The following is a 24,716-nucleotide window of genomic DNA, read 5'->3' on the forward strand; positions in this document are numbered from 1 at the left end:
CATGCCGGACCCGGTGTTGTCTCTGGCCGACGCCACGGTCGGTGCGGTGCTTCTCGCGTCGGGCGCGGTGGCCTGGACAGGCAGGCGCCGCAGCCGCGTCGGCCTGCTCATGGCGATGGCCGGGGCGTGCTGGTTCCTGGGCAGCGTCTTTCCCGGCCTGGTGTTCCTCCACCGGGGACCGCTGGTCCATCTGCACCTGTCCTATCCGATCGGGCGGCTGCACCGGCGACCGGCCGCTGTCGTGGTCCTCGCCGCCTACGTAGCGGCGGTCTACGAGGGTTTCGTACGGACGCCGTGGCTGACCGTGGGACTGTCGGCTCTCGTCGTCGTGGCAGCTCTCGACGTCTTCGCCCGGACGTCGGGACCCGCGAGGAGGGCAGGGCGGTCGGCGCTGGCCGCCGCGCTGGTCTTCGCCGGCGTGCTGGCCCTGGGCAGCGCCAACGTGCTGCTGGAGTGGGGCGCGGACCGCGCTGTCGTGCTGGTCTACGACGCGGCCGTCTGCCTGGTCGTGATCTGGCTGACGGTGGATCTGCTGTACGGGCGCTGGACCGAGGCCACCGTCTCCGACCTCGTCACGCAGCTCGGCCGGCGCACGGACACCGCAGGACTGCAGGCCCAACTGGCCAGGGCACTGGGCGATCCCGGCCTGACGCTGGGCTACTGGGTGCCGCGGCAGCAGGCGTACGTCGATGAGACAGGCCGTCGGCTCGACGCCGACGGGCGCACCACGGGGCGGGTGACAACGGCTGTCGAGAACGACGGGGAGCCCGTCGCCGTACTCATTCACGATCCCTCGGTACTGGACGACCCGAAGCTGGTCGACGGGGCCACCGCGGCGCTGCGCCTGGCCGTCACCAACGCGCGGATGAGGGCGGAAGTCCGCGCCCGCACGGCCGGGCTCGCCGCGTCACGCCGCCGCATCGTGGAGGCGGCCGACGCCCAGCGGCGGGCGCTGGAGGCGGAGCTGGCCACGGGTGCGCAACGCCACCTCGCCCAGGCGGGGCTCCACCTCGCCGCCCTTGAGGCCGAGGCGGGTGACGAACTGCGCGCTGTGCTTTCGGAGGTGCGGGCCGAGGTGGCCACCGCCCTGCGCGAACTCGCCCAGTTCGCGCAGGGGGTGAGGCCGCAGAGCCTTACCGCCGGTGGGCTCGCCGCCGCATTGCCGCTGCTCGCCGGCCGGGCCGGGCTGCCGGTCTCGGTGGCGGTCGGGGTCGGCAGACTGCCGCCCCCGGTCGAGGCGGCCGCCTACTTCGTGTGCGCCGAGGCACTGACGAACGTCGCCAAGCACGCGGCCGCCACGTCGGCGAGCGTGGAGGTCGTCGCCGAGGCGGGCGACGTCGTGGTGCGCGTGACCGACGACGGCCGCGGCGGTGCCGACGCCGAGGGCTCGGGACTGCGCGGGATCGCCGACCGGGTCGAGGCTTTGGGCGGCAGCATCACTGTCGGCGGTGGTGCCGCGGGCGGGACACTGCTCATGGCCAGGATCCCGGCCGAGGGAGCGGGGTCGGACGGAGATCGTGAACGGGGGGCATCCGATGAAGATCGTGATCGCGGACGACTCGATGCTGATCCGCGACGGCTTGGCGCGGCTGCTCGCGGAAGCCGGCTGCGAGGTAGTGGCGACCGCTGACAACACCGCCACGCTGATGCACAAACTCGACTCCGCTGTGCCCGACGCGGTGATCGTGGACATCAGGATGCCGCCGACGTACACGGACGAGGGCCTCGTCGCGGCCCACAAGCTGCGATCCATGCATCCGTCCATCGGTGTGCTCGTCCTGTCGCAGTACCTCGAGGCGCACTACGCGATGCGTCTGATCAGCGATGCGCCCGAACACCTCGGGTACCTCCTCAAGGAGCGTGTGGCGGACGTCGCCCTGCTCGTCGACGCATTGCGCCGCGTCGTCGAGGGCGAGTGCGTCATCGACCCCACGATCGTGAGCACGCTGATGCGGCGGCCCCGCGACCCCGGCCCCCTCGCGGGCGTCACCACAAGGGAACTCGAGGTGTTGGCACTCATGGCCGAGGGGCGTTCGAACGCAGCCATCGCCGGAAAGCTCTCGATGAGTCCCAAGACGCTGGAGGCCCATGTCCGGCAGATCCTGCAGAAGCTGAACCTGCATCAGTCGCCGGACGACCACCGGCGTGTACTCGCCGTCCTGAAGTACCTCCAGGCCACGCACTGAGCCCTGGCTCGCCGCCTCGCAGGCAACGCGGTGGCCGAGGCGATCGCCGGCGGAAGCCCAGACGTTCGGGCCGCGAACGACCGGCCGGGCTGCCGGGGGGTCGGGGCTTCCTGGCCGGCCGCGTCTTGCGACGGGTTGTTCACACAAGTGCCGGTGTGGAAGCGGGCAGGTAGGGGGTGATGTTGCGCCAGGCGCGCTCGATGTACTCCTCCTTCTCGCCGACCGGTGCGACATAGTGCAGCGCGCTTTCGGCGGCGTCGTGGCCCTCGAGGCGGGCGATGATCCAGGCGGCGAGGTAGTGCGAGGCCAGGCAGCCGCCGGCGGTGGCGATGTTGTCCTTGGCGTAGAAGGGCTGGTTGAGCACCTCGACGCCGGCGGCGACGACCCAGGGCTTGGTGATCAGGTCGGTGCAGGCGGGGATGCCGCCCAGCAGGCCGAGCCTGGCCAGCACGAGCGCGCCGGAGCACTGTGCCGCGATGAGCTGGCGCGAGGGATCCAGGCGGCGCAGGACGTTCATGATCGCCGGGTCTTCGACGACCTCGCGGGTGGCGATGCCGCTCCCGACGATGACGGCGTCGGCGGCGCACGCCTCCTCAAGTGTGGACATCTGCTCGATGACCACCCCGTTCATCGACGTCACCTTGGGGCTGGGGGTGGCGATGGTGACGCGCCAGTCGTCGGTCTTGATGCGGTTGAGCACACCGAGCGCGATCAGGGAGTCGAGCTCGTTGTAGCCCTCGAAGGTGAGGATGGCGATGTGCGGCACAGCGGCTGTCCTTCCGGGTGAGTGGGTGGGTGGGTCTTGACGGTAAGGACCCGCGAACAGGACAGTCAAAGAATTGTCATGGATACAATCGGGTGCATGGCAGCCTCGCGATACAAAGTGCTGGTCGACGCGCTCGCATCCGACATCCGGAGCGGGCGGCTCGCCCCGGGCGTGCGGCTGCCGACACACCGTGGGCTCGCCGCCCGTGAGGGCATCGCCGTGGTGACCGCGACCCGGGTGTACGCCGAGCTGGAAACGATGGGGCTGGTGAGCCGGGAACAGGGCCGCGGCACGTTCGTGCGTGACATCGCGGTTCCCGCCGGTCACGGCATCGATCAGCAGGTCGTCGCCACGGACGCGGTCGACCTCAACTTCAACTACCCGTCGCTGCCCGGACAGGCCGATCTCCTCCGGCAGGCCCTGCGCGAGCTGGCCACCGCCGGCGATCTCGACACGCTGCTGCGCTACCAACCACATCGAGGGCGTCCCCAGGACAGAGCCTCGATCGCACAGCACCTGAGGCGCCGGGGAATCACCACCGACGCGGATCGGGTCCTCATCGCAGGCGGTGCGCAGCACGGCCTCGCCATCACCGTCATGGCCACGCTCAATGCCGGCGACGTCGTCGCGGTCGACGCCCTCACCTACCCGGGCTTCAAGGTGCTCGCGCATGCCTTCCATCTCGACCTGGCGCCCATCCCCGCAACCGCCGCCGGGCCGGATCTCGACGCCCTCGAGAAGCTGTGCGCGACCCGCCCGGTGCGCGCGATCTACACGATGCCCACCTTGCACAACCCGCTGGGCTGGGTCATGCCGGCCACCGACCGAACCCGCCTGATCAAGATCGCCCGACACCACGGCCCGCTCATCATCGAAGACGCCTCCTACGCCTACCTGGTCGAGAACCCGCCACCGCCACTGGCCGCAACCGCGCCGGACATCACCGTCTACGTCTCGGGACTGTCCAAGAGCGTCGCCACCGGCCTGCGGGTCGGCTTCGTCGTCGCCCCGCCCTCTACGGTGCCGTCGCTCGAACGCGCGATCCGGGCGACCACCTGGAACACCCCGGCCCTCACCACCGCGATCGCCTGCCGCTGGCTCGACGACGGCACGGTGGACCAGTTGGAAGCGCAGAAACGAGACGACGCCAAGGCCCGCCAAGCAATCGCCAGACAGGAGCTGGCAGGCCTCCCCCTCATCAGCCACCCCTCGTCCTACTTCACCTGGCTGCCGCTGCCCGACGACGCACGCGCCGACCGCCTGACCGCCACCCTCGCGCGTCAGCACATCTCGGTAGCCACGGCCGAGCCGTTCACCACCTCGCCGCACACACCGCAGGCGATCCGCCTCGCTCTGGGCTCGACCGATCTGGACAGTCTCCAGTCGACGCTGCGCACAGTGCGACGAGCCGCTGTCGAGGACGCCTACGCCTGAAGCCGGTGGGACGGTTGGTCCCGGGAGAGGGCCTCGACCGCACTCTCAGAGGATTCCCCTTCCAACGCGCCGAGGATCCGCTGTACGGCAGGCCGTGGGTGCGCCTGGCGAGGACGATGGAACAGTCAGCCTGTCCGCTTGCGCGGCTGATGTGTTCCCGGGGTATGTCCGAAGGTACGGCGGAAGACATCGATGAAGGCGCTGGCGGACGACCAGCCGCACAGGTGGGCCACGGCCGTCACCGGGGTGTTCTCGGCCAGCAGGACCAGCGCGTGGTAGAGGCGCAGTTGGGTACGCCACTGCGGGAAGGTCATGCCGAGGTCGGCCTTGAAGAGGCGGGAGAGAGTGCGGTCGCCGGCGCCGACTTCTCTGCCCAGTACGGCCAGGGTGCGGCCGTCGGCCGGATTCGTGCGCAGGATCTCGCACACCGCGATCAACTGAGGGGCGGTGGGAGTGGGCAGGTGCAGCGGCTGCTGGGGTGATGCCCTCAACTGGTCGAGCAGCACGGCCCGTAGCAGCCCGCGTTCGGGACTGTCGTCGTGCGGGGTGTGCGTGTAGGCGAGGATCAGTTCCCGTAGGAGGGGCCCGACGGTCAGCACGGTCGGCTCGTCCAGACCGAGCGGGTTGTCACTCGCGGGCAGACCGACCAGGTGTCCGGCCTGAAGGCGCTGACCAAGGCCATGGAGATAACCGTCGGGGACCATCCGCCCTTCGTCAGAGCTGCGCTGGAACACAACGTCGCGATGGACGCATACAGTCTCGCGGCTCGTAACCACCCCGAGCTGGTGGCCGTTGGCGGGCTCGATAAGGTTCGCGCGATGGGCATAGAGGCCGCAGAGAGCTCATTGGCCTACTACCTGGAGTCATGCGATGACTCCGAGAACGTGCGACTCCAGGTGGCACGGGTGCGGCATATCTTGGGGGACGGCCGCCGGACTGACCTTGCTCGACACGTCGACCTTGTATCTGGCTCGCTTCTTGCTTGGTGCAGAGAAGGCCGAACGCACACAACCCAGCTCCCCAGCCACCCGCAAGAGGGCGTCCTGGGGACACAGCCGCCGAACACGCCGTCGGATCAGGGTGGCCAGGGTCGCGGGCTTCGGCCTGGTCGAAGACGTCTTTGATGACGGTGGCGGCATCGTGCAGGACCCATCCGTGCAGCCACTTCGCGGTGGCCTTCGGGCCGGGCCGGGGTATGCGGCTGCCGTGGCGTCCGCCCGGGCGAGGGCACGTCGTATGGACCGGGGGCGGGTTCGGCGTCGTAGGCCGCAGAGCATCGGACCGCATCACAATGCCTTTACCGTCGGCCGAGATCACCAACAGCGTCTTGGCGGTGCGGGGATGCGGGCCCGGTAGGGGGCATCGATATCCACCGCGGCCTGGACAACCAGGCTTTCGACCTGCCGCTTGCCGATCACCTGCCCGCAGCGGCGCATGAGCGTCGCCGGCGCGCTGTCGAACGAAGACCACGCCGACTCCAGGACCGCGTCAGGCGAAGTCCCGGCGGCGGCCCACCGGGACCGCGAGCAGGTACAGCGGCGGCAGGAGCGCGGCCGTGCACACCGTCCACAGGGCCGCGTGCGTCCCCGCGTACGTGGCGAGCAGGCCGGCGGTGAGGGCGCCGAGCGGCTGGGCGCCCCAGGAGACGAAGCGGACGGTGGCCATGACACGGGAGAGGAGCTCGGGCGGGGACTCGGTCTGGCGGTGGGTGCGGGTGGTGATCGACCCGATGACGACGCCGAAGGCGAAGCCGGCGTTGCCCAGGGCGAACCAGTACGCGTCGGCTGCGGACGTGGTCAGCGGGGCCAGCAGGGCGGCAGCGCCGCCGGCCAGCGCGGTCCCGACGACCCCCCGGGCGGTGCCGAACCGCCGGGTCAGTCGGACCGCCACGGCGGACCCGGCGAGGGCGCCGATTCCGTCCATGGCAAGCACCAGGCCGAGTTGTACGGGCGTCAGTCCGGCCTCACGGACCAGGTAGAGGGGTGTGAGGGCGACCAGGGCGGCGCAGACGAAGTTGGTGGCGGTGGCCCAGAGCATGCAGGGCAGCATCACTGGGTGCCGCGTCACGTACGTCCAGCCCTCGCGGATCAGCCGGAGGGCGCCGTCGCCGGTGCGGGCGGCGGGACGGCGCTCGGGGAGGGTACGCAGCAGCACGGCGGAGAGCAGGTAGCTGGCCGCGTCCACGAGGAGCGCGCCGACCGGGCCCGTGGCGTGCACGAGGAGGCCGCCCCCGGAGGGCCCTCCGGTCTCGGTGACGGCGTGCGTGCCGGACATCAGGCTGTTGCGGGCGGCGAGCTGCCGGTCCGGGACGATGGCGGGCAGAAAGGTCGAGTTGCCGATGTCGAAGAGTACGGTCGCCGCGCCGGTGACCAGAGCGGCGAGCAACAGGTGCGGGTAGCTGAGCCGGTCAAGCCACCAGGCGAGCGGGAGGGATCCGACGGCGACGAACCGTACGAGATCGAGGGTGACCTGGAGGCGGCGGAGCGGGACGCGCTGGGCGATCACTCCGGCCGGGAGGCTGAGCAGCAGCCAGGAGATCTGTCCGGCGGCGGCGAGCAGGGTGGCCTGGAGCGCGGTGGCGTCGAGGACTGTGAGGGCGACCAGGGGCAGAGCGAGGGCGGTGACGGCGGTGCCCGCGTTGCTGACGGTGGCGGCGGCCCAGTAGCGCCAGAAGACGGCCGGCGGCGAGGTCGCGTGGCGGGTGCTGCGGCGATCGTGCTCCGGGACCGTCGGTGTCTCGCTCATACTGCGCCCATCCCCCGTGAGTCTCTTATGGGAACTTACTTGATGCGACTGAGTTCCTATCCGGAACTGACCGCATGGCGCAAGATGGTTTCAAAGGCTGGACGCTGTATCCGCAAGACAGGAGACCCATGGTCAGGTCGGTGCCCGAGCGGGACGCCGCCTGTGCGATCGCGCAGGCGGCGGCCGTGGTCGGCGACTGGTGGAGCCTGCTCCTGGTTCGGGAGACCGCACGCGGGCACCACCGGTTCGACGCGCTTCAGGAGGAGTTGGGGATCTCCCGGAAGGTGCTGACCGAGCGCCTTGCGCATCTGGTGGAGGCGGAGGTCTTGGAGAAGGTTCCGTACCAGAGTGGCCCGGTGCGGTACGAGTACCGGCTGACGGAGAGCGGGCGGGGGCTGCTGCCCGTACTGCTCTCGATGCAGGACTGGGCGGACCGCTGGCTGCTCGGCGACGGCTCGCTGAGCGGCACGGCTGACGAGGAGAGTGCGGAGGCGGTGCGGGTGGCGGGCCTGGTGGGCGAGCGGCTGCCGCGCCTCGAACTGCCGGGGCACCGGGACGGTGAGCCGCTGGACCCGGTGGCCGAGGCCGCGGCCACCGTCCTGTTCTGCTACCCGGCGACCGGTCGCCCCGGCCCGCTGCCGGACGGCTGGGCCGACATCCCGGGCGCCATCGGCTGCACGCTGGAAAACCGGCTGTTCAGGGACGCGTACGACGACTTCCGCGCGGCGGGCGCCGAGGTGCGCGGCGTGAGCACGCAACGCCCGGACGAGCAGCGGGTGTTCGCGGTCGAGGAGGGCATCCCCTTCACCCTGCTCTCAGACGTCGACCTGCGCCTCGCCGCCGCTCTGCGGCTACCAGTGTTCCGCGCCGGGCAGGCACTGCGGCTGAAGCGGGCGGTGCTGGTGGTGGACCGCGAACGCGTGGTGCGCCAGGCACGCTTCCCCGTGACGGACATCCCGGGGGCAGTGCGCGAGGCGCTGGCGGTGGTGCGGCGGGTGGCGGCGGGGCGCTGAAGGGGGGCGGGCGCGGGGATGGCCCCGGGTATGCCCGCCGAGTCCGTCACGGCGACAGGCGCTCACACCCGCTAGGCCGTGGCGTACTCCTCCGGTGCCTCTGACCTCAGGACGGCCTCCATGCATGCCGATCAGGAGCCGGCGAGAAAGGTAATGCGAACCTTTCGCTCGAAATTATCCCTGTTGGTATCCACCAGGCACACCGACTGCCACGTCCCCAACTCCAGCCGCCCGCCCAATACGGGCAACGTCGCGTGCGGCGGCACGACCGCCGGCAGTACGTGGTCGCGGCCGTGGCCGGGGCTGCCGTGGCGGTGTTGCCAGCGGTCGTCCGCGGGGAGCAGGGAGTGGAGGGCGGCGAGGAGGTCGTCGTCGCTGCCGGCGCCGGTTTCGATGATCGCGATTCCGGCGGTCGCGTGCGGGACGAAGACGTTCAGGAGGCCGTCGCGGCCGGCGGCCGCCTCCCGGAGGAAGGCCTCACAGTCACGGGTGAGATCGACGACCGTCTCCGACGAACCGGTGGCGACGTTCAGGACACGGGTGGTGAAGGCATCGGACATGCCCCAATCCTCGCCCATACGTGGGGTTCCACGCCCGATCGACGGCTCGCGCATCGGGGGGCACGCCGATCGGCGGCCCATGGATCGGGTCCGCACCCCGACCGCCCCGCCCGTACAGTGATACGTGAGGTCCAGTCCGCGAGACACCATTGACCGTACACGTACCAGCTGGCTAGCTTCTGCCGCATGTTGCGTTCAGCCATGCTCACCACGCGCGGTCACATCGACCTGCTGCGGGTGGCCTCCGCCGCGTGTCGCCGCGGCTGCTGACGCCCTTTCACCCTCACTTTCCCCCTTTTCTCCTCGCCTGCGCCCCGCCCACCCGCGCGTCCGTTCTCACCTGATCCCACGCTGAGTTCATGACGCGGCGGCGCCATGGCGTACCCCTCTCCGGTCGCTCTCCTCCCCGTGGAGCACTCATGAGCATCAGCCATGCCCCGCCCGGCTCACCCGAGCCCGATATTTCGGATACATCCAAGGACGGCGAGCCCTCGCAGGCGTCGCCCGACCTCGAACCCATCGTCCCCACCTCCACACGCCGCACCCGGGTCCCCCGCTGGCTGCGTCGCACCTCCGGCCCCGTCCTGCTGCTCGCCCTGTGGCAACTCCTCAGCGCTACCGGCCTGTTGACCTCCGATGTCCTCGCCTCGCCGGGCACCATCGCAAGGGTCGGCAGTGATCTGATCGCGGACGGGTCGCTGCCGAACGCGATGGGCGTCTCGTTGCAGCGCGTCGCGGTCGGCCTGCTGCTCGGCACCGTCGTCGGTACCGGACTCGCCCTGATATCAGGGCTGTTCCGCGTCGGCGAGGACCTCGTGGACGCGAGTGTCCAGATGTTGCGGACCGTGCCGTTCGTCGGGCTGATCCCGCTGTTCATCATCTGGTTCGGCATCGGCGAGGCCCCGAAGATCGCGATCATCACGCTCGGCGTGTCCTTCCCCCTCTATCTGAATGTGTACGCCGGCATCCGCGGCGTCGATTCCCAGCTGATCGAGGCCGGGGAGTCGCTGGGACTCTCGCGATGGGGGCTCGTCCGGCATGTCGTACTGCCGGGCGCGCTGCCCGGGGCGATGACCGGGCTGCGCTACTCCCTCGGCATCGCCTGGCTCGCGCTCGTCTTCGCCGAGCAGATCAACGCGGACGCCGGGATCGGCTTCCTCATGGTCCAGGCGCGGGACTTCCTGCGGACCGACGTGATCGTCGTCTGCCTGATCGTCTACGCCTTCCTCGGCCTGCTCGCCGACTTCATCGTCCGCACCCTCGAAAGGCTGCTGCTGCAATGGCGACCGACGTTCACGGGCCGGTGACCACCACCCGGAAGGCCCCCGCCGCGGCCGTACGCGTGGCGGGACTGACCCGCTCCTTCGACGGCCGCGCCGTCATCGACAACCTCCAACTGGACGTCAGGCCGGGCGAGTTCGTTGCCCTGCTCGGCCGCAGCGGCTGCGGCAAGTCCACGCTCCTGCGGATCCTCGCCGGGCTGGACCGTGACATCGAGGGCACCGTCCTCGTCCCGCGGCGCAAGGCCGTCGCGTTTCAGGCACCCCGGCTGATGCCGTGGAAGAAGGTGTGGCGCAACGTCCTGCTCGGTCTGCCCGGCAAGCCCGAACGTGCCGTCGCCGAACAGGCGTTGACCGAGGTCGGTCTCACCCACCGCTCGGACGCCTGGCCCAAGACCCTGTCCGGCGGTGAGGCCCAACGTGCCTCGCTGGCCCGCGCGTTGGTCCGCGAGCCCGATCTCCTGCTGCTCGACGAGCCGTTCGGCGCGCTCGACGCCCTCACCCGCATCAAGGCGCAGCGACTCGTCGGCGAACTCTGGCAACGCCGGGGCTGCGCCGTCCTGTTGGTCACCCACGACGTCGAGGAGGCGGTACTGCTCGCCGACCGCGTCCTCGTGATGGACGACGGCGTCATCGCGTACGAGACGGAGGTCGAGCTGGACCGCCCGCGCGACATCACCGACCCCCGGTTCGCCGCACTGCGCGCCGCACTGCTGGAACGGCTCGGCGTCGACACCGCCGCCGAAGCCGCCTGAACTCCCCGCCCCCAAAACCGCGGTTCAACCCCGACCGAACCAATCCCCGAGTTCAACTCCGCCGAACCACACCCTCGGTTCAACCCAACGAACGGAACCACCATGCGACGACGCCTCGCCCCCGCCGCCCTGCTCCTCCCCCTGGCCCTGCTGCTCGCCGCCTGCGGCGGGAACTCTGCGGCCGACACCGCCGCGGGTGCCGGGACCGACGGCAAGGGGTCCCTCACGCTCAACGTCGGTGACCAGAAGGGCGGTTCGGAGGCTGTGCTGCGGGCGGCCGGAGAGCTCAAGAACCTCGACTACAAGATCAAGTGGTCGACATTCACGTCCGGCCCGCCGCTCTTGGAGGCCGTCAACGCCAAGGCCGTCGACATCGGCGGCGTCGGCAACACCCCGCCCGTCTTCGCGGCCGGCGCCAACTCCAAGATCACCGTGGTGGCCGCCTGGCACGGCACGTCCAAGGGCGAGGCCATCCTCGTACCGAAGAACTCGTCGCTGAAGAAGCCCGAGGAGCTCAAGGGCAAGTCCGTCGCCGTGGCGCAGGGTTCGTCCGCGCACTATCAGCTGATCGCCTCGCTCAAGGAGGCCGGGCTCACGCTGAGCGACGTGAAGGTCAAGTACCTCCAGCCCGCCGACGCGCTGGCCGCGTTCACCAGCGGAAAGGTCGACGCTTGGGCGGTGTGGGACCCGTACACCTCGCAAGTGCTGGGGGCCAAGCAGGGCCGGATCCTCACCGACGGCGACGGCGTGGTCAACGGGCTCAACTTCCAGGTGGCGGCGCCGAGCGCACTGAAGGACACGAAGAAGGCCGCGGCCATCAAGGACTATCTGGAGCGGCTGCGGCGGGCCCAGGACTGGGTCTACGACCACCCGGAGGCGTGGGCCAAGGTGTGGGCGAAGGACACCGGGCTGCCGTACGAGGTGGCGCTGGCCTCGGTGAAGCGGACCAACGCCAGCCGTATCGCGGTCGCGGTCGACAAGCCGCTCATCGCCTCCGAGCAGGCGATCGCGGACACCTTCACCGGCCTGAAGCTCATCCCCGGCAAGGTCGACTTCGCCGACTTCACGGATACCCGGTTCAACGGCAGTCTGCCGCCGTCCACGACCACGCCCCGCGTCTTCAAGGAATCCTGATGACCGTCCATCTCCACTGGTTCCTGCCGACCGGCGGCGACGGCCGTACCCTCGTCGACCGGCACGCGTACGCCGCGAACGACATCGACCGCGCCCGGCCGGTCAGCGGGGTCCGCGCGCCCGACATCGAATATCTGGCACAGATCGCCAAGGCCGCCGAGCAGTTGGGCTTCGAGGCGGTGCTCACTCCGACCGGTACCTGGTGCGAGGACGCCTGGCTGACCACGGTGGCGCTGGCCCAGCACACCGAGCGGCTGAAGTTCCTGGTGGCGTTCCGGCCGGGCGTCATCTCGCCGACGCTCGCGGCACAGATGGCGGCGACATACCAGCGCATCACGCGCGGCAGGCTGCTCCTGAACGTCGTCACCGGCGGCGACTCGGCGGAGCAGCGGCGCTTCGGCGACCATCTCGGGCACGATCAGCGGTACGCGCGTACGGACGAGTTCCTGTCGGTCGTACGCGGGGTGTGGAGCGGGCAGCCGTACGACTTCGAGGGCGCCCATTACCAGGTCGAGGGCGGGCTGACGGCGCTGCCGCCCGATCCGCTGCCGGAGATCTTCTTCGGCGGTTCGTCGGCGGCCGCAGGGCCGGTCGCGGCCCGGCACGCGGACGTCTATCTGACGTGGGGCGAGCCTCCGGCGCAGGTCAGGGAGAAGATCGACTGGATTCGCTCGCTCGCCGACCGCGAGGGGCGCACGGTTCGCTTCGGTGTCCGGCTGCACACCATCTCCCGCGATTCGTCGGCCGAGGCCTGGTCGACGGCGAACCGGCTGCTCGACGACCTCGACGCCGACACGATCGCGGCCGCGCAGTCGGCCCTCGGACGCAGCGAGTCGGTGGGCCAGCTGCGCATGCTGGCGCTGCACGGCGGCTCTCGCGACGCCCTGGAGATCTCACCGAATCTGTGGGCGGGCGTGGGGCTCGTACGGGGTGGCGCGGGCACCGCCCTCGTGGGCAGTCATGCCGAGGTCGCCGACCGGATCGAGGAGTACCACGCGCTGGGCGTCGAGCACTTCGTGCTCTCCGGGTATCCGCATCTGGAGGAGGCGTACTGGTTCGGGGAGGGCGTGATCCCGGATCTGGCGGCTCGGGGGCTGCTGCCCCGCGTGGCGGCCGCGGGAGGTGGCGCGCCCCTGCTCGTCGCGAGTGGCCGCTGACGGAGGCCCCTCGGGTGACTCATCACTCGTCGAACGGCTCACCGTCGGACACCCTGCGGGAAGATCCCGGACCCCGGTCCGGTTAGTAGATGCGTGAACAACACCGGGGTACGAGCGCGCGACGTCGACGTCGTCGTCATAGGCGCTGGACAGGCCGGCCTGTCCAGCGCCTTTCACCTGCGGCGGGGCGGTTTCGAGCCCGAGCGGGACTTCGTGGTGCTCGACCACGCGCCGCGTCCCGGCGGCGCCTGGCAGTTCCGCTGGCCCTCGCTGACGTACGGCAAAGTGCACGGGATGCACTCCCTGCCCGGTATGGAACTGACGGACGCGGACCCGGCGCGCCCGTCCTCCGAGGTCATCGCGGAGTACTTCGACAGCTACGAGCGCACCTTCGACCTGCGGGTACGGCGGCCGGTCGAGGTGAAGGCCGTACGCGAGGGCGAGGGCGGGCGGCTGCTCGTCGAGACGGACGACGGTACGTGGTCGGCGCGGGCGCTGATCAATGCGACGGGCACCTGGGACCGGCCGTTCTGGCCACGCTATCCGGGCCAGGAGACCTTCCGGGGGCGGCAGTTGCACACCGCGCAGTACCCCGGTCCCGAGGCTTTCGCCGGACAGCGGGTGGTCGTCGTGGGCGGCGGCGCGTCCGGCACCCAGCATCTGATGGAGATCGCCCCGTACGCCGCCGGGACCACGTGGGTGACGCGGCGTCCGCCCGTCTTCCGTGAGGGTCCCTTCACCGAGGAATTCGGCCGGGCCGCCGTCGCGCTCGTCGAGGAGCGGGTCCGTCAGGGGCTGCCGCCCAAGAGTGTCGTCTCGGTCACCGGGCTGCCCTTGAACGACGCGATCCGGCAGGCTCTGGCCGACGGCGTGCTGGACCGGCAGCCGATGTTCGACCGGATCGCGCCCGACGGCGTCGAATGGAACGACGGCCGTCACGTGGACGCCGATGTCATCCTGTGGGCGACCGGCTTCCGAGCCTCCATCGACCATCTGGCACCTCTGCGGCTGCGCGAACCGGGCGGCGGCATCCGCGTCGAGGGGACACGCGCGGTCGCCGATCCGCGCATCCATCTGGTCGGGTACGGCCCCTCGGCCAGCACCATCGGCGCCAACCGGGCCGGACGCGCGGCCGTACGGGACATCAGGCGGCTGCTGGCGGGGGTGCCGACCGCCGCGTGATGTCCGGTACGCCGGCTCAGCGAGGGGCGGTGACGGAAGCGGTGGAGGCAGTGGAAGCGGTGGAGCCGGCGGAGGCGGTGGCAGTGCCGGTGACAGGGGCGGCGGGAGACGCGCTGCTGCGGATCTGGGTGAACTCGGCGACGTTCCTCTGGTGCTCCTCGTAGCTGGCCGTGAAGCGGGTGTCGCCCGGCTTGACCGTCACGAAGTACAGCCAGTCGCCCGGGGTCGGCGTGATCGCGGCGCGCATCGCCTCCTCGCCGGGGTTGGCGATCGGCGTGGGCGGCAGGCCCATCCGCTGGTACGAGTTGTAGGGGCTGTTGAGCCTCGTGTCGCTCGGGCTGGTGTTCAGGGTGGACCGGTTCAGCGCGTAGTTGATGGTGGAGTCCATCTGCAGCGGCATGCCCCGCTCCAGGCGGTTGAAGATGACCCGGGCCACCTTGCCCATGTCCGCCTTGGTCGCCGCCTCGGACTGGACGATGCTCGCGATGGTGACCGCCTGATAGACATTCATCGCGTTGCGCTGCGCGCCGGCGGCGACCGGGGCCCCGTTGAACTTCAGGTTCGCGGTGTTGACCATGTACGACAGCAGCGACTCCGGAGTCGCCTTCTTGTCGAGCGGATACGTCGCCGGGAAGAGGTACCCCTCGGGGTTGCCCTCGGCGTCGTTCGGCAGCTTCAGGTTGGCCTTCGCAAGGGACTTCTTGGTGGTGCCCGGGGGCAACCGGAGAGCCTTGTCGACGGCCTCGTAGACCTGGCCGGAGCGCCAGCCCTCCTGGATGACGAGGGACGTCGGCTGCGTGACCTCGCCGCCTCCCATCGTCAGCAGCGGCACCGCCACGGCGGTGGCCGCCACGACGGCTCCGGTCGTGATGAGGGCGACCCGGCCCCGTCGCGTCAGTCGAATCGTGCTCCGTGGCGGAGTGTTCATCTGCATGCGGGCACGTTAACCCGCTAATGCCACCAAACCCGGCATATCGTCATCTTGTCGGCTCCAGTTGGGCGTCCCGGCGGACAAGGGCGGCATAGCGCCCTTCCTGCTCCAACAGCTCCTCGTGCGTACCGCGTTCGACGGTGTGACCGGAGTCGAGGACAACGATCTGGTCGGCGCCCCGAATGGTGGACAGCCGGTGCGCGATGGTGAGCGTGGTGCGGTTGGCCGACAGGGCGTCGATGGCCTCCTGGACGGCGTGTTCCGTACGGGTGTCCAGGGCGCTGGTCGCCTCGTCGAGGATGAGCACCGGCGGGTCGCGCAGGATCGTACGGGCGATGGCGAGGCGCTGCTTCTCACCACCGGAGAAGCGGTGGCCGCGCTCGCCGACGACCGTGTCGTACCCGTCGGGCAGGGACGCGATGTGCTCGTGGATCTGGGCCGCCCGCGCCGCCGCGTACAGCTCCTCGTCGGTGGCGTCCGGCTTGGCGAACCGCAGGTTCTCGGCGACCGAGGCATGGAAGAGGTACGTCTCCTGGGAGACGACGCCGATCGCGCGCGCGAGTGTGTCGAAGTCCAGGTCGCGCACGTCGACCCCGTCCAGCGTGACGCGGCCGCCCGTGACGTCGTACAGCCGCGGCACCAGATAGCTGAGCGTGGACTTGCCGGAGCCGGTCGGGCCGACGACGGCGAGGCTGCCGCCCGCGGGGACGGTGATGTCGATGCCGTCGAGGATCGGGCCGCTCTTGTCGTCGTAGTGGAACTCGACGTCCTCGAGGCGGATCTCGCCCTTGACCTGGTCGAGGTGGACCGGGCTCTCGGGCTCGGTGATGTCGATGGGCAGGTCGAGGTACTCGAAGATGCGCTGGAAGAGGGCGAGCGAGGTCTGGATCTGGACACCCGTCGAGAGCAGGCTGACCGTCGGCCGGAACAGGCCCTGCTGGAGCGAGACGAAGGCGACGAGCGTGCCGATCGATATCGAGGAACCGTCGAGCTGGAAGGCGATGCCCGCGGTCCAGTAGATGACGGCGGGCATGGCGGCCATGACGATGCCGATGACGGACATCCGCCAGCGTCCCGCCATGTTCGACCGCACTTCGAGGTCGACCAGGCTCTCGGACTCCTCCGCGAAGGACTTCGTGAGCGAGTCGGCGCGGCCCATGGTGCGGCCGAGCAGGATGCCGCTGACGGAGAGCGACTCGGTGACCGTGGCGGCCATCGCGGCCATCTGCTTCTGGCGCTGGGTGGTGATCTTCTTGCGTTCGTTGCCGACGCGGCGGCTGATCCACACGAACACCGGCAGCAGGAGCAGCGAGACGGCGGTGAGGCGCCAGTCCAGGGCGACCATCGCGACGATGGTGGCGACCACGCTGGTCAGGTTGGAGACCAGCGAGGTGGCGGTGGAGGTGACGGTCGCCTGCATCCCGCCGATGTCGTTGGCGATGCGCGACTGGACCTCACCCGTGCGGGTTCTGGTGAAGAAGGCGAGCGACATGCGCTGGAGCCGGCCGTAGACGGCGGTGCGCAGGTCGTGCATGACGCGCTGGCCGACGGTGGTGGAGATGAGAGTCTGCAGCACGCCGAAGACGCTGGTGAGGACGGCGCTGAGGATCATGCCGAGCGCGAGCAGGCTCAGCAGGCCGGTGCGGCCCTGGGGGATCGCGACGTCCAGGATCTCCCTCAGCAGGAAGGGCGTGGCGACGGAGACGAGGGACGCGGCGCCGACCAGCAGGCCGACGATCGCGAGACGGCCCCGGTAGGGGCGGAAGAGTTTCAGGATGCGACGCACCTGCCGCGGCTGTTCCGCGTCGGCAGATGTCGGGGTCCAGGTGGGTTGATCGGGACGCAATGGGCTCCTATTGGAGTGAGGTGACAAGGACAGAAGCGATGCTCGCTCGATTGACGCTCGGGCGAGCATGGAAGTGACGACTGACGGAGCTTAGCTCATTGTTACCTATACTCACAATGAACTGCATCCTGATATTGTTCCCGCATGACCACCCCCGATGCCGACGGCCTGCTGGCCGAGCAGCTGCTGCGGCTGACGCGCCGCGTGCACCGCATCCAGAAGCGCCATCTGGAGCAGCGCGAGCTGGGCATCACACCGGCCCAGTCCCGGCTGCTGCGCACCCTCGCGCACTACAGCTCGCCACCTCGCATGGCCGATCTCGCCGAGCGCCTGGAAGTGGTGCCCCGCGCCGTCACGTCCCTGGTCGACGGCCTGGAGGCGAGCGGCAAGGTGCGCCGGGTCCCCGACCCCACCAACCGGCGCGTGATCCGCATCGAGGTCACGGACGACGGGCGCAGGGCGCTGCGGGAGCTGCGCGGCGCGCGCCGGTCCGCCGCGGAGGAGATCCTGGCTCCATTGACGGACGAGCAGCGCGAGGTGCTCGGCGGGCTGCTGGACACCCTGGTGGACGGCGCGCCCAGGTTGGAGCACCGCTGCTGAATCGGTAGGAGTGGTGCGCGATGCCGTTGCTGGAGCCGGAGCCGGATGCCCTGCGCCCCGCCGCGCGCCCCGAGGCTCCCTCGCCCGACCGGGTCCCCGACGACCGTGCCGGGGGTACGCCCGAGCCCCTGCGCGGCGACCTGATCGCCCTGCTCGGCCCCGACAAGGTGCTCACCGGGATCTCCGACCTCGTCCGGTACGCCTCCGACGCCAGCCCCTACCGCTTCGTCCCCCGGGTCGTCGTGGTCCCCGAGGACATCGACGACGTGTCGGCCGTGCTGTCGTACGCGCATGGCAAGGGCCGCGAGGTGGTGTTCCGGGCGGCCGGGACCTCGCTGAACGGCCAGGCGCAGGGCGAGGACATCCTCGTCGACGTGCGCAGGCACTGGACCGGCGTCGAGGTCCTGGACGGCGGCGAGCGCGCCCGCATCGGGCCAGGTACGACCGTCGCCCGCGCCAATGCCGCGCTGGCCCGGCACGGACGCGTGCTCGGCCCCGACCCGGCGAGCGCGGTCGCCTGCACCGTCGGCGGGGTCGTCGCGAACAACGCCTCGGGTATGACGGCGGGCACCACCCGGAACTCGTACCGCACGCTCGCCTCCCTCACCTTCGTGCTGCCGACCGGCACGGTCGTGGACACGGCGGAGCCGGACGCCGACGAACAGCTGGCGCACGCCGAGCCGGCTCTGTGCGGCGGGCTGATGGAGCTCAAGGAGGAGATCGAGTCCGACCCCCAACTGGTCGCCCGCATCCGCGCCAAGTACACGATCAAGAACACCAACGGCTACCGCCTGGACGCGTTCCTGGACGGCTCGACACCCGTCGAGATCCTGCGCGGCCTGATGGTGGGCTCCGAGGGCACCTTCGGCTTCATCTCGGAGGTCGTCTTCGACACACTGCCGCTGGACCGGTGTGTCACCACCGGGCTGCTCTTCTTCCCCTCGCTGCCGGCCGCGGCCGCCGCCGTGCCCCTGTTCAACGAGGCGGGCGCGCTCGCCGTCGAGCTGATGGACGGCAACACGCTGCGCGCCTCGGTGAGCGTCGAGGGCGTACCCGCGGACTGGGCCGCACTGCCCAGGTCGACGGCGGCGCTCCTGGTGGAGTTCCGCGCTCCGGACGCGTCCGGACAGGAGGCGTACGAGGAGGCGGCCCTCGAAGTGCTGGAGGGGCTCGCGCTGGTCTCCCCCGTCGCCTCGGTGACGAATGCCTTCACCCGCGACCCGAAGACCATCGCCGGCTACTGGAAGGCTCGCAAGGCGTTCGTCACGGCGGTCGGCGGTGCGCGTCCGTCCGGGACCACGCTGATCACCGAGGACTTCGCGGTGCCTCCGGAACGGCTGGCGGAGGCCTGTGCGGCACTGCTCGAACTCCAGACGCGGCACGGCTTCGACGCTGCCGTCGCGGGCCATGCCGCGCACGGCAATCTGCACTTCCTGCTCGCCTTCGACGCGTCCCGGACGGCCGATGTCGCGCGGTACGCCGCCTTCATGGACGACTTCTGCCGGCTGACGGTCGAGCGCTTCGACGGCTCCCTGAAGGCCGAGCACGCCACGGGCCGGAACATCGCGCCGTTCCTGGAGCTCGAATGGGGCCCCAGGGCGACGGAGTTGATGTGGCGGACGAAGCGGGTGATCGATCCGGACGGGGTGCTCGCGCCGCGCATCGTGCTCGACCGTGATCCGCTCGCGCATCTGCGGGGCCTCAAGACGATCCCGCGGGTCGAGCCGATCGCCGACCCCTGCATCGAGTGCGGCTTCTGCGAACCGACCTGCCCCAGCCAGGACCTGACGACCACACCGCGCCAACGGATCGTGCTGCGCCGGGAGATGATGCGCCAGCCCGACGGTTCCCCGGTCGAGGACAGCCTCCTGGAGGCGTACGGATACGACGCCGTGGACACCTGTGCGGGCGACTCGACGTGCAGGCTCGCCTGCCCGGTCGGCATCGACACGGGCGCGCTGATGGAGGGCTTCCGGCACGCACGGCACTCGCCGCGCGAGGAGAAGACGGCGGCGCTCGCCGCGCGGAACTTCCGGGCGGTCGAAGCGGCGGCGCGGCTGGCCGTGGCCGCCGCGGACCGGATCGGCGACCGATGGGTGGGCGCCGCGACGCGCGCGGCACGCAAGGCGGTACGGCAGGATCTCGTGCCCGAGTGGCTGCCGGGGCTCCCGGGAGCGGCCTCCGCGAAACTGCCCCGCACCGCGCGCGTGGGAGCCGCCGCCGTCTACTACCCGGCCTGCGTCAACCGCATCTTCGCCGGCCCGGGGGACGTGTCGCTCGCCCAGGCCGTCGTCGCGGTCTCCACGCGCGCGGGGAGGCCGGTTTGGATTCCGGACGATGTCGCGGGGACATGTTGCGCGACGATCTGGCATTCCAAGGGGTACGACACGGGCAACGCCGTCATGGCCAATCGCATCGTCGAGGCCGCCTGGGGGTGGACGGCGGGCGGCAAGCTGCCCCTCGTCGTGGACGCCTCGTCCTGCACGCTCGGCCTCGCGCAGGAGGTCGTGCCGTACCTCACCGCCGACAACCGCGAGCTGCACGCCGAGTTGACGGTCGTCGACTCCGTGGTGTGGGCCGCCGACGAGCTGCTCCCCCACCTCACCGTGCTCCGGAGGGTCGGCTCCGCGGTGCTCCACCCCACCTGTTCCATGCGCCACTTGGGCGACGAGGCCCAGCTGCGCGCGGTGTCCGAGGCCTGCGCCGACGAGGTGGTCGTTCCGGACGACGCCGGGTGCTGCGCCTTCGCGGGCGACCGCGGCATGCTCCACAAGGAGCTCACCGAGTCGGCCACCCGCAAGGAGGCCGCGTTCGTGGGCTCGCGCCCCTTCGACGCGCATCTTTCGGCGAACCGTATGTGCGAGGTGGGGATGGAGCACGCGACGGGCCGCGGCTACTACTCCGTACTGCTGGAGTTGGAGCGCGCGACCCGTCCTGAATCTCCTGAATCGGTCAACTGACCTCGGGGGCGGGTTCCTTGACCGCGACCGCTTGAGCGGGCACGTCGGCCTTGGCCGCCGGCTCAGGCTCCAGGTCCAGGCCCGGCTCCGGCTCTCGCTCCGGCTGGGCGGGCGTCTCGGCCCGTGGCTCGTCATCCTCCTCCACGAACGCGATCTCGCCGTCCAGCACCTTCTTGGCCCGCTCCAGGTCGAGCGCGCCCTCCCAGCGGGACACCGCGAAGACGGCGACGCAGTTGCCGAGCAGGTTGGTGGCGACGCGCATCGAGTCCATGATCCGGTCGACGCCGAGCAGGAGCGCGACCGCTCCCGCGGGGATGACGCCGAGGGAGGACGCGGTGGCCGACAGGGCGAGGAAGGCCGAACCCGGCACGCCCGCCATGCCCTTGCTGGTCAGCATGAGCACCAGGATCACGGTGATCTGCTGGCTCAGGGAGAGGTCCACGCCCACGGCCTGGGCGATGAACAGCGTGCCGATGGAGAGGTAGATCGAGGCGCCGTCGAGGTTGAACGAGTACCCCGTGGGCAGCACCAGCCCCACCGCGTCGTCCCGGGCACCCGCCTGGCGGAGCTTCTGCATCATGCGCGGCATCACGGTCTCACTGGACGCGGTGCCGAGGGCGAGCAGCATCTCCGCACGGGTGTAGCGGACGAACTTCCACAGACTGAGCCCGGTGACCAGCTTCAGCGCGACGGCGAGCAGCGCGAGGAACAGCAGCGCGACCGCGTAGCACAGGATGATCAGCTTGCCGTACGTCTTGATCACGCCGAGCCCGTACTCGCCGACCAGGTGGACCATCGCGCCGAACACCGCGAGGGGGGCCAGCTTCATGACGAAGCCGACGATCGCGAAGATGATCTCCTGGGCCTGTTCGATGGCGGGCAGGATCTTGGGCACCTTGGTGGTGCCGAGGTGCAGCAGCGCGGCGCCCGTCAGACACGCCAGCACCAGGACTTGGAGCAGCGAGTTCTCGGCGAACGCGCCGACGGCGCTCTGGGGCAGCGCGTTCAGGATGAACTCGCTGGTCGAGGGCAGCGAACCGCCGGCGGTCTTGCCGTCGATCGCCGAGGCGTCGAGCTTCGACGGGTCGACGTTCATGCCGGAGCCCGGGTTGACAACGTTGGCAGCGATCAGACCGATGAGCAAAGCGGCCGTGGACGCGACCTCGAACCAGATCAGGGACTTGAGCCCGATCCGCCCGAAGGCCTTCAGATTGCCGGCCTTGGCGATGCCGACGACGACCACGCAGAACACGAGCGGCGAGATCACGGTCTTGATGAGACGCACGAAACCGTCGCCGAGCGGCTGGAAGGTCGTGGCCGTGTCGGGCCACAACCTTCCTACGACGATTCCGAGCACGAGAGCGCAGGCGACCTGCGCGAACAATGAGGTACGCAGTATGCGTGCGACGCGTCGCGGGGACGGTACAGACGGCGGCACGGGGACTCCTCCAGGGGGACTTCTGGTATGCGGAAAAGCGCTTCCGCGCTGATCACTATTGAGGAGTTCCCCGTGCTGCCGGATACCTCCGTGTCACGTCCACGTAAATCATGGAACAGAGGCACCATCCCTGCTCAGAAGTTTCAGGAGTCTCAGCAGTCGCTGCGGTCCTGCGTCAGTACTCCCTGCACGGTGCTCACACTCCGGTCGTAGCACCCGGCCGAGCCGTACAGCCGATACCGCTCGCTCGTCGCCGCGACCGCATGGCGCTGGTCGCGCGGCACGTTCGCCGTATACGTGGCGTCGCCCGTGTAGGTGTCGTCGAGCCGCGACCACGCGGTGCGCCGCCCGCCGCGCGTCTCCACTACGGCCGCCCGGTCGCCGAGCGTCAGGACGGTCCGCAACCGGTCGTCCGTGCCGAGGGTCGTCGTGCCGTCCATCGCGTACGTGCGCTGTGTGCGCGTCGTCCTGGCCGGTCCTCGTCCGTCGACGGTGACCGTCTCGTCGTCGGTCCAGGTCGCCTTGAGCCCGTCCGTGTTCTCACCGTCCGTCCAGCGGTGCACGGAGGTGTTCGCCAGCACCCGCCGGACGGTGGTCTTCACACGGCCGTGCGAGGTGTCGACGTACCCGGAGACCGTCAGCCCATGCCCGCCCTCGGTGTCGAGGCGGTTCTCCGAACCGGGCGTGTACGTCGACGAGTTGGCCAGGTCGCCCGCCTTGACCTGGGTGAGCGCGCCGCTCACGTGCTCGCTCTTCGCGTCCTGCCAGACGAGGACGTTGACCGGGGCGCTCCAGCCGGTCTGTCCCTCGGGGACGCCCACGACGGAGACGTCGACCTGGTGCGGACGGCCGTCGTTCAGGAGCCCGGCGAAGGGTGTCAGGTCGTACTCGATGGGCTTGATGTCGAAGGCGCGCGGGCCCGGGATCACGTACCAGAGGAAGGGGTTGGACCAGCCACCGGTCCACACGGTCGGGAACGGCTCGGCGATACCGGCGAGTTGACCGTCGACCTTGATCTGCACCTCGCGGTAGGGACCGTTGTCCGCCTGGCAGGAGTACGGGGCCGAGCCCGGCACCGTCAGATACCAGAACTCCTCGCAGCCGCCACCGGACCCGGTCGCGTACACCTCGGCGACGATGCGCTCGCTGTTGCGCGGTGTGGTGAGGGTCCCGTCCTGGAGGGTGAGGACGCGGTCGGGGGTGGCCGCCGCCGGCTTGGCGGGCTTTTCGGCGGCGTAGAAGGTGAGCGTGGCCTTGACGTCGAGGACTCCGGTGTACGTGTCGTCGACGACGTTCCCTATCAGCATCTCGACGTCGCGGCTCTGCCGGAAGGTGTCGCTGTAGCGGGTCACGTCCTTCTCGACGGACCACTCGATGCCGTCGGGCGAGGGCTCCGGAGTGGACGTACGGAAGATCTCGACCCCGCCGATGTGCAGATAGCCGAGCCGGTCGAACTGCCGCCCCTTGACCTTGCCGTCGAGCCGCAGCACCACCTTGCTCCAGCGGTCACCGCAACCGCTCGGCGGCGCGTACGTGCCCCGGTACGGCGTGAAGTCGCGGAACTGCGCCTCGGCGACCGTCACTTCGCAGGACTTGGCTGCGGGCGCGGCGATCGGCGGGGCGGCGGTCAGGGGGTCGTGCCAGTCGGTGCCGAACTCGGCGGGAGGGTCCGCGAGTTGAGTGGCCGAGACCGGGGCCGCCCCGAGGAAGGCGCTCGCCACGAGGGTCACCCCGGCGAGCATGGACATGATGAGCCGTCTTCTCATGTGCGGTGTTCTACGGGGCGGTTGACCCGTCCCGCAATGGGCCCTCGGGACGGCATGCGCACGGGGACGGTGGCGGAACGGGGGACCCACGTCGTGGTGTCCCTCGTTCCGCCACGAGGACTAGGCGTTCAGGTCCGCCTTGTCCCCCATGACCACGACAGGGTGCTGATCCGGGTCGAGCGTGCGCAGCAGATACTCCATGGCCGACTCGGACACGGTCACACACCCGGACGTGCCGCTGTCGTGATCCAGGTGCAGCCAGATCTCGCCGCCCTTCGACTGTCCCAGGGGGCGGTTCGGGTCGTCGGGCGGGGTGCCCGCGCGACGGTTGTAGTTGATGGCGATGACGTAGTCGAAGTCGTGCCAGTACGACTCGGCCCAGTCGTACGGCGCCTGATAGGTCTCCGACCGGTCGTACGGGAGCAGGGCGCCCGGGTCGTCGAGCACTCCGCCCGCGTCAGTGAGCGTGAACACCCCGACGGGACTGCGCTTGTCGTCCTCGTGGTGGTCGGTGGTCCAGCCCCTGGACCCGTTGTGCGCCGGCCACCTGCGGGTCTCGTCCCAGGTGGAACCGGACTTCGTGTACAGGACGACGGTGGAATCGGCGGAGTTCCTGCCCTCGCCGTAGACCGCGACGACCTGGTGGGAGGCCGACGGGATCCGCTTCTGCAACCGGTCGCCGACGTCAGGGATGCGTTTCAGGTCGACGGATTGCGGCGGGGAGTCGCCGGCCTGGCCGCCGGGCCCTCCGGTGCCCTTCGTCCCGCTCCCACTCGCGCTCCCGCTCCCGCCGCCTTGGCCACCGCAGGCCGACAGAGCGACGACAAGGACACCACAAGCCGCCGCGGCGAGCCCCGCACGCATCGCGCCGCTCTTTCGCACGCGGCCCATCCCGTTCTTTCGCATACGGCACATAGTCGCACCACGTATCGGGCGAATTGCCCACCATCTGCTTCCCGGCCG

Annotated in this window: 21 protein-coding genes; 12 read left to right on the forward strand and 9 right to left on the reverse strand. The window is 70.2% G+C overall.

The genetic code is table 11. The annotated features are described in order from the left end of the window. The first annotated feature begins 1 nt into the window (after position 1). On the forward strand, positions 2-1,630 hold the full coding sequence (locus AB5J50_RS07425) for a sensor histidine kinase (RefSeq protein ID WP_369256066.1): 1,629 nt from the start codon (positions 2-4) through the stop codon (positions 1,628-1,630). Next, positions 1,536-2,186: a response regulator transcription factor gene (locus AB5J50_RS07430; RefSeq protein ID WP_369256068.1), complete on the forward strand. Its 651-nt coding sequence runs from the start codon at positions 1,536-1,538 to the stop codon at positions 2,184-2,186. Before AB5J50_RS07425 ends, AB5J50_RS07430 begins: the two co-directional genes overlap by 95 nt. Positions 2,187-2,325: 139 nt before the next feature. Here AB5J50_RS07430 and AB5J50_RS07435 read toward each other — a convergent pair whose 3' ends face one another. After that, a complete protein-coding gene (locus tag AB5J50_RS07435) occupies positions 2,326-2,952 on the reverse strand; it encodes a DJ-1/PfpI family protein (RefSeq protein WP_369256070.1) in 627 nt (208 codons plus the stop codon). A gap of 96 nt (positions 2,953-3,048) precedes the next feature. Here AB5J50_RS07435 and AB5J50_RS07440 point away from each other — a divergent pair, with 96 nt between their 5' ends. After that, a complete protein-coding gene (locus tag AB5J50_RS07440) occupies positions 3,049-4,386 on the forward strand; it encodes a PLP-dependent aminotransferase family protein (RefSeq protein ID WP_369256072.1) in 1,338 nt (445 codons plus the stop codon). A 125-nt stretch (positions 4,387-4,511) separates the two neighbouring features. Here AB5J50_RS07440 and AB5J50_RS07445 read toward each other — a convergent pair whose 3' ends face one another. Together AB5J50_RS07445 and AB5J50_RS07450 are read right to left on the reverse strand one after the other, a co-directional pair. After that, the gene (locus tag AB5J50_RS07445; RefSeq protein ID WP_369256074.1) at positions 4,512-5,090 is read right to left on the reverse strand and encodes a helix-turn-helix transcriptional regulator; all 579 of its coding nucleotides are present in this window, start codon (positions 5,088-5,090) and stop codon (positions 4,512-4,514) included. Between the two features lie 784 nt (positions 5,091-5,874). Beyond that, positions 5,875-7,131 (reverse strand): MFS transporter, encoded by a 1,257-nt coding sequence (locus AB5J50_RS07450; RefSeq protein ID WP_369256076.1) that lies wholly within the window; start codon positions 7,129-7,131, stop codon positions 5,875-5,877. A 128-nt stretch (positions 7,132-7,259) separates the two neighbouring features. Between AB5J50_RS07450 and AB5J50_RS07455 the strand changes: the two genes are divergently transcribed. Further along, complete coding sequence (locus AB5J50_RS07455; RefSeq protein ID WP_369256078.1) at positions 7,260-8,144, forward strand: winged helix-turn-helix transcriptional regulator; 885 nt, start codon at positions 7,260-7,262, stop codon at positions 8,142-8,144. Between the two features lie 131 nt (positions 8,145-8,275). On the opposite strand, the gene AB5J50_RS07460 is transcribed toward AB5J50_RS07455, so the two are convergent. Next, positions 8,276-8,704, reverse strand: coding sequence for a secondary thiamine-phosphate synthase enzyme YjbQ (locus AB5J50_RS07460; RefSeq protein ID WP_369256080.1), 429 nt, complete (start codon positions 8,702-8,704; stop codon positions 8,276-8,278). A 201-nt stretch (positions 8,705-8,905) separates the two neighbouring features. On the opposite strand from AB5J50_RS07460, the gene AB5J50_RS07465 reads away from it, so the two are divergent. The 6 genes from AB5J50_RS07465 (at position 8,906) to AB5J50_RS07490 (ending at position 14,212) form a co-directional block, all read left to right on the forward strand. Next, entirely contained in the window at positions 8,906-8,974 is a 69-nt protein-coding gene (locus AB5J50_RS07465; RefSeq protein ID WP_351286961.1) for a putative leader peptide, read from the forward strand. A 149-nt stretch (positions 8,975-9,123) separates the two neighbouring features. Next, a complete protein-coding gene (locus tag AB5J50_RS07470; protein ID WP_369256082.1) occupies positions 9,124-10,011 on the forward strand; it encodes an ABC transporter permease in 888 nt (295 codons plus the stop codon). Further along, positions 9,984-10,739, forward strand: a complete 756-nt coding sequence (locus AB5J50_RS07475) for an ABC transporter ATP-binding protein (protein WP_369256084.1) — start codon at positions 9,984-9,986, stop codon at positions 10,737-10,739. The genes AB5J50_RS07470 and AB5J50_RS07475 overlap by 28 nt, the downstream gene beginning before the upstream one ends. Positions 10,740-10,841: 102 nt before the next feature. Continuing rightward, entirely contained in the window at positions 10,842-11,873 is a 1,032-nt protein-coding gene (locus tag AB5J50_RS07480) for an ABC transporter substrate-binding protein (protein ID WP_369256086.1), read from the forward strand. Next, positions 11,873-13,030, forward strand: a complete 1,158-nt coding sequence (locus AB5J50_RS07485; RefSeq protein ID WP_369256088.1) for an LLM class flavin-dependent oxidoreductase — start codon at positions 11,873-11,875, stop codon at positions 13,028-13,030. Before AB5J50_RS07480 ends, AB5J50_RS07485 begins: the two co-directional genes overlap by 1 nt. Before the next feature lie 93 nt (positions 13,031-13,123). Next, positions 13,124-14,212 (forward strand): NAD(P)-binding domain-containing protein, encoded by a 1,089-nt coding sequence (locus AB5J50_RS07490; protein ID WP_369256090.1) that lies wholly within the window; start codon positions 13,124-13,126, stop codon positions 14,210-14,212. A 16-nt stretch (positions 14,213-14,228) separates the two neighbouring features. Here the strand turns inward: AB5J50_RS07490 and mltG are convergent, their stop codons facing one another. Together mltG and AB5J50_RS07500 are read right to left on the reverse strand one after the other, a co-directional pair. After that, a complete protein-coding gene (gene mltG / locus AB5J50_RS07495; RefSeq protein ID WP_369256092.1) occupies positions 14,229-15,146 on the reverse strand; it encodes an endolytic transglycosylase MltG in 918 nt (305 codons plus the stop codon). A 43-nt stretch (positions 15,147-15,189) separates the two neighbouring features. Continuing rightward, positions 15,190-16,989, reverse strand: coding sequence for an ABC transporter ATP-binding protein (locus AB5J50_RS07500; protein WP_327426854.1), 1,800 nt, complete (start codon positions 16,987-16,989; stop codon positions 15,190-15,192). A 144-nt stretch (positions 16,990-17,133) separates the two neighbouring features. Here AB5J50_RS07500 and AB5J50_RS07505 point away from each other — a divergent pair, with 144 nt between their 5' ends. Both AB5J50_RS07505 and AB5J50_RS07510 read left to right on the forward strand, forming a co-directional pair. Beyond that, complete coding sequence (locus AB5J50_RS07505; protein ID WP_327426855.1) at positions 17,134-17,589, forward strand: MarR family transcriptional regulator; 456 nt, start codon at positions 17,134-17,136, stop codon at positions 17,587-17,589. 20 nt (positions 17,590-17,609) lie between these two features. Further along, positions 17,610-20,549: an FAD-binding and (Fe-S)-binding domain-containing protein gene (locus tag AB5J50_RS07510; RefSeq protein WP_369256095.1), complete on the forward strand. Its 2,940-nt coding sequence runs from the start codon at positions 17,610-17,612 to the stop codon at positions 20,547-20,549. On the opposite strand, the gene AB5J50_RS07515 is transcribed toward AB5J50_RS07510, so the two are convergent. The 3 genes from AB5J50_RS07515 to AB5J50_RS07525 form a co-directional block, all read right to left on the reverse strand. Further along, positions 20,542-21,987, reverse strand: coding sequence for a cation:dicarboxylase symporter family transporter (locus AB5J50_RS07515; protein WP_369256097.1), 1,446 nt, complete (start codon positions 21,985-21,987; stop codon positions 20,542-20,544). The genes AB5J50_RS07510 and AB5J50_RS07515 overlap by 8 nt on opposite strands. Before the next feature lie 152 nt (positions 21,988-22,139). Then, positions 22,140-23,753, reverse strand: coding sequence for a peptide-N4-asparagine amidase (locus AB5J50_RS07520; RefSeq protein ID WP_369256099.1), 1,614 nt, complete (start codon positions 23,751-23,753; stop codon positions 22,140-22,142). 120 nt (positions 23,754-23,873) lie between these two features. After that, positions 23,874-24,644: a L,D-transpeptidase family protein gene (locus AB5J50_RS07525; RefSeq protein WP_369265329.1), complete on the reverse strand. Its 771-nt coding sequence runs from the start codon at positions 24,642-24,644 to the stop codon at positions 23,874-23,876. Positions 24,645-24,716 lie beyond the last annotated feature (72 nt).

The sequence above is a fragment of the Streptomyces sp. R35 genome (genome assembly GCF_041053035.1).
GTDB lineage: Bacteria > Actinomycetota > Actinomycetes > Streptomycetales > Streptomycetaceae > Streptomyces > Streptomyces lutosisoli.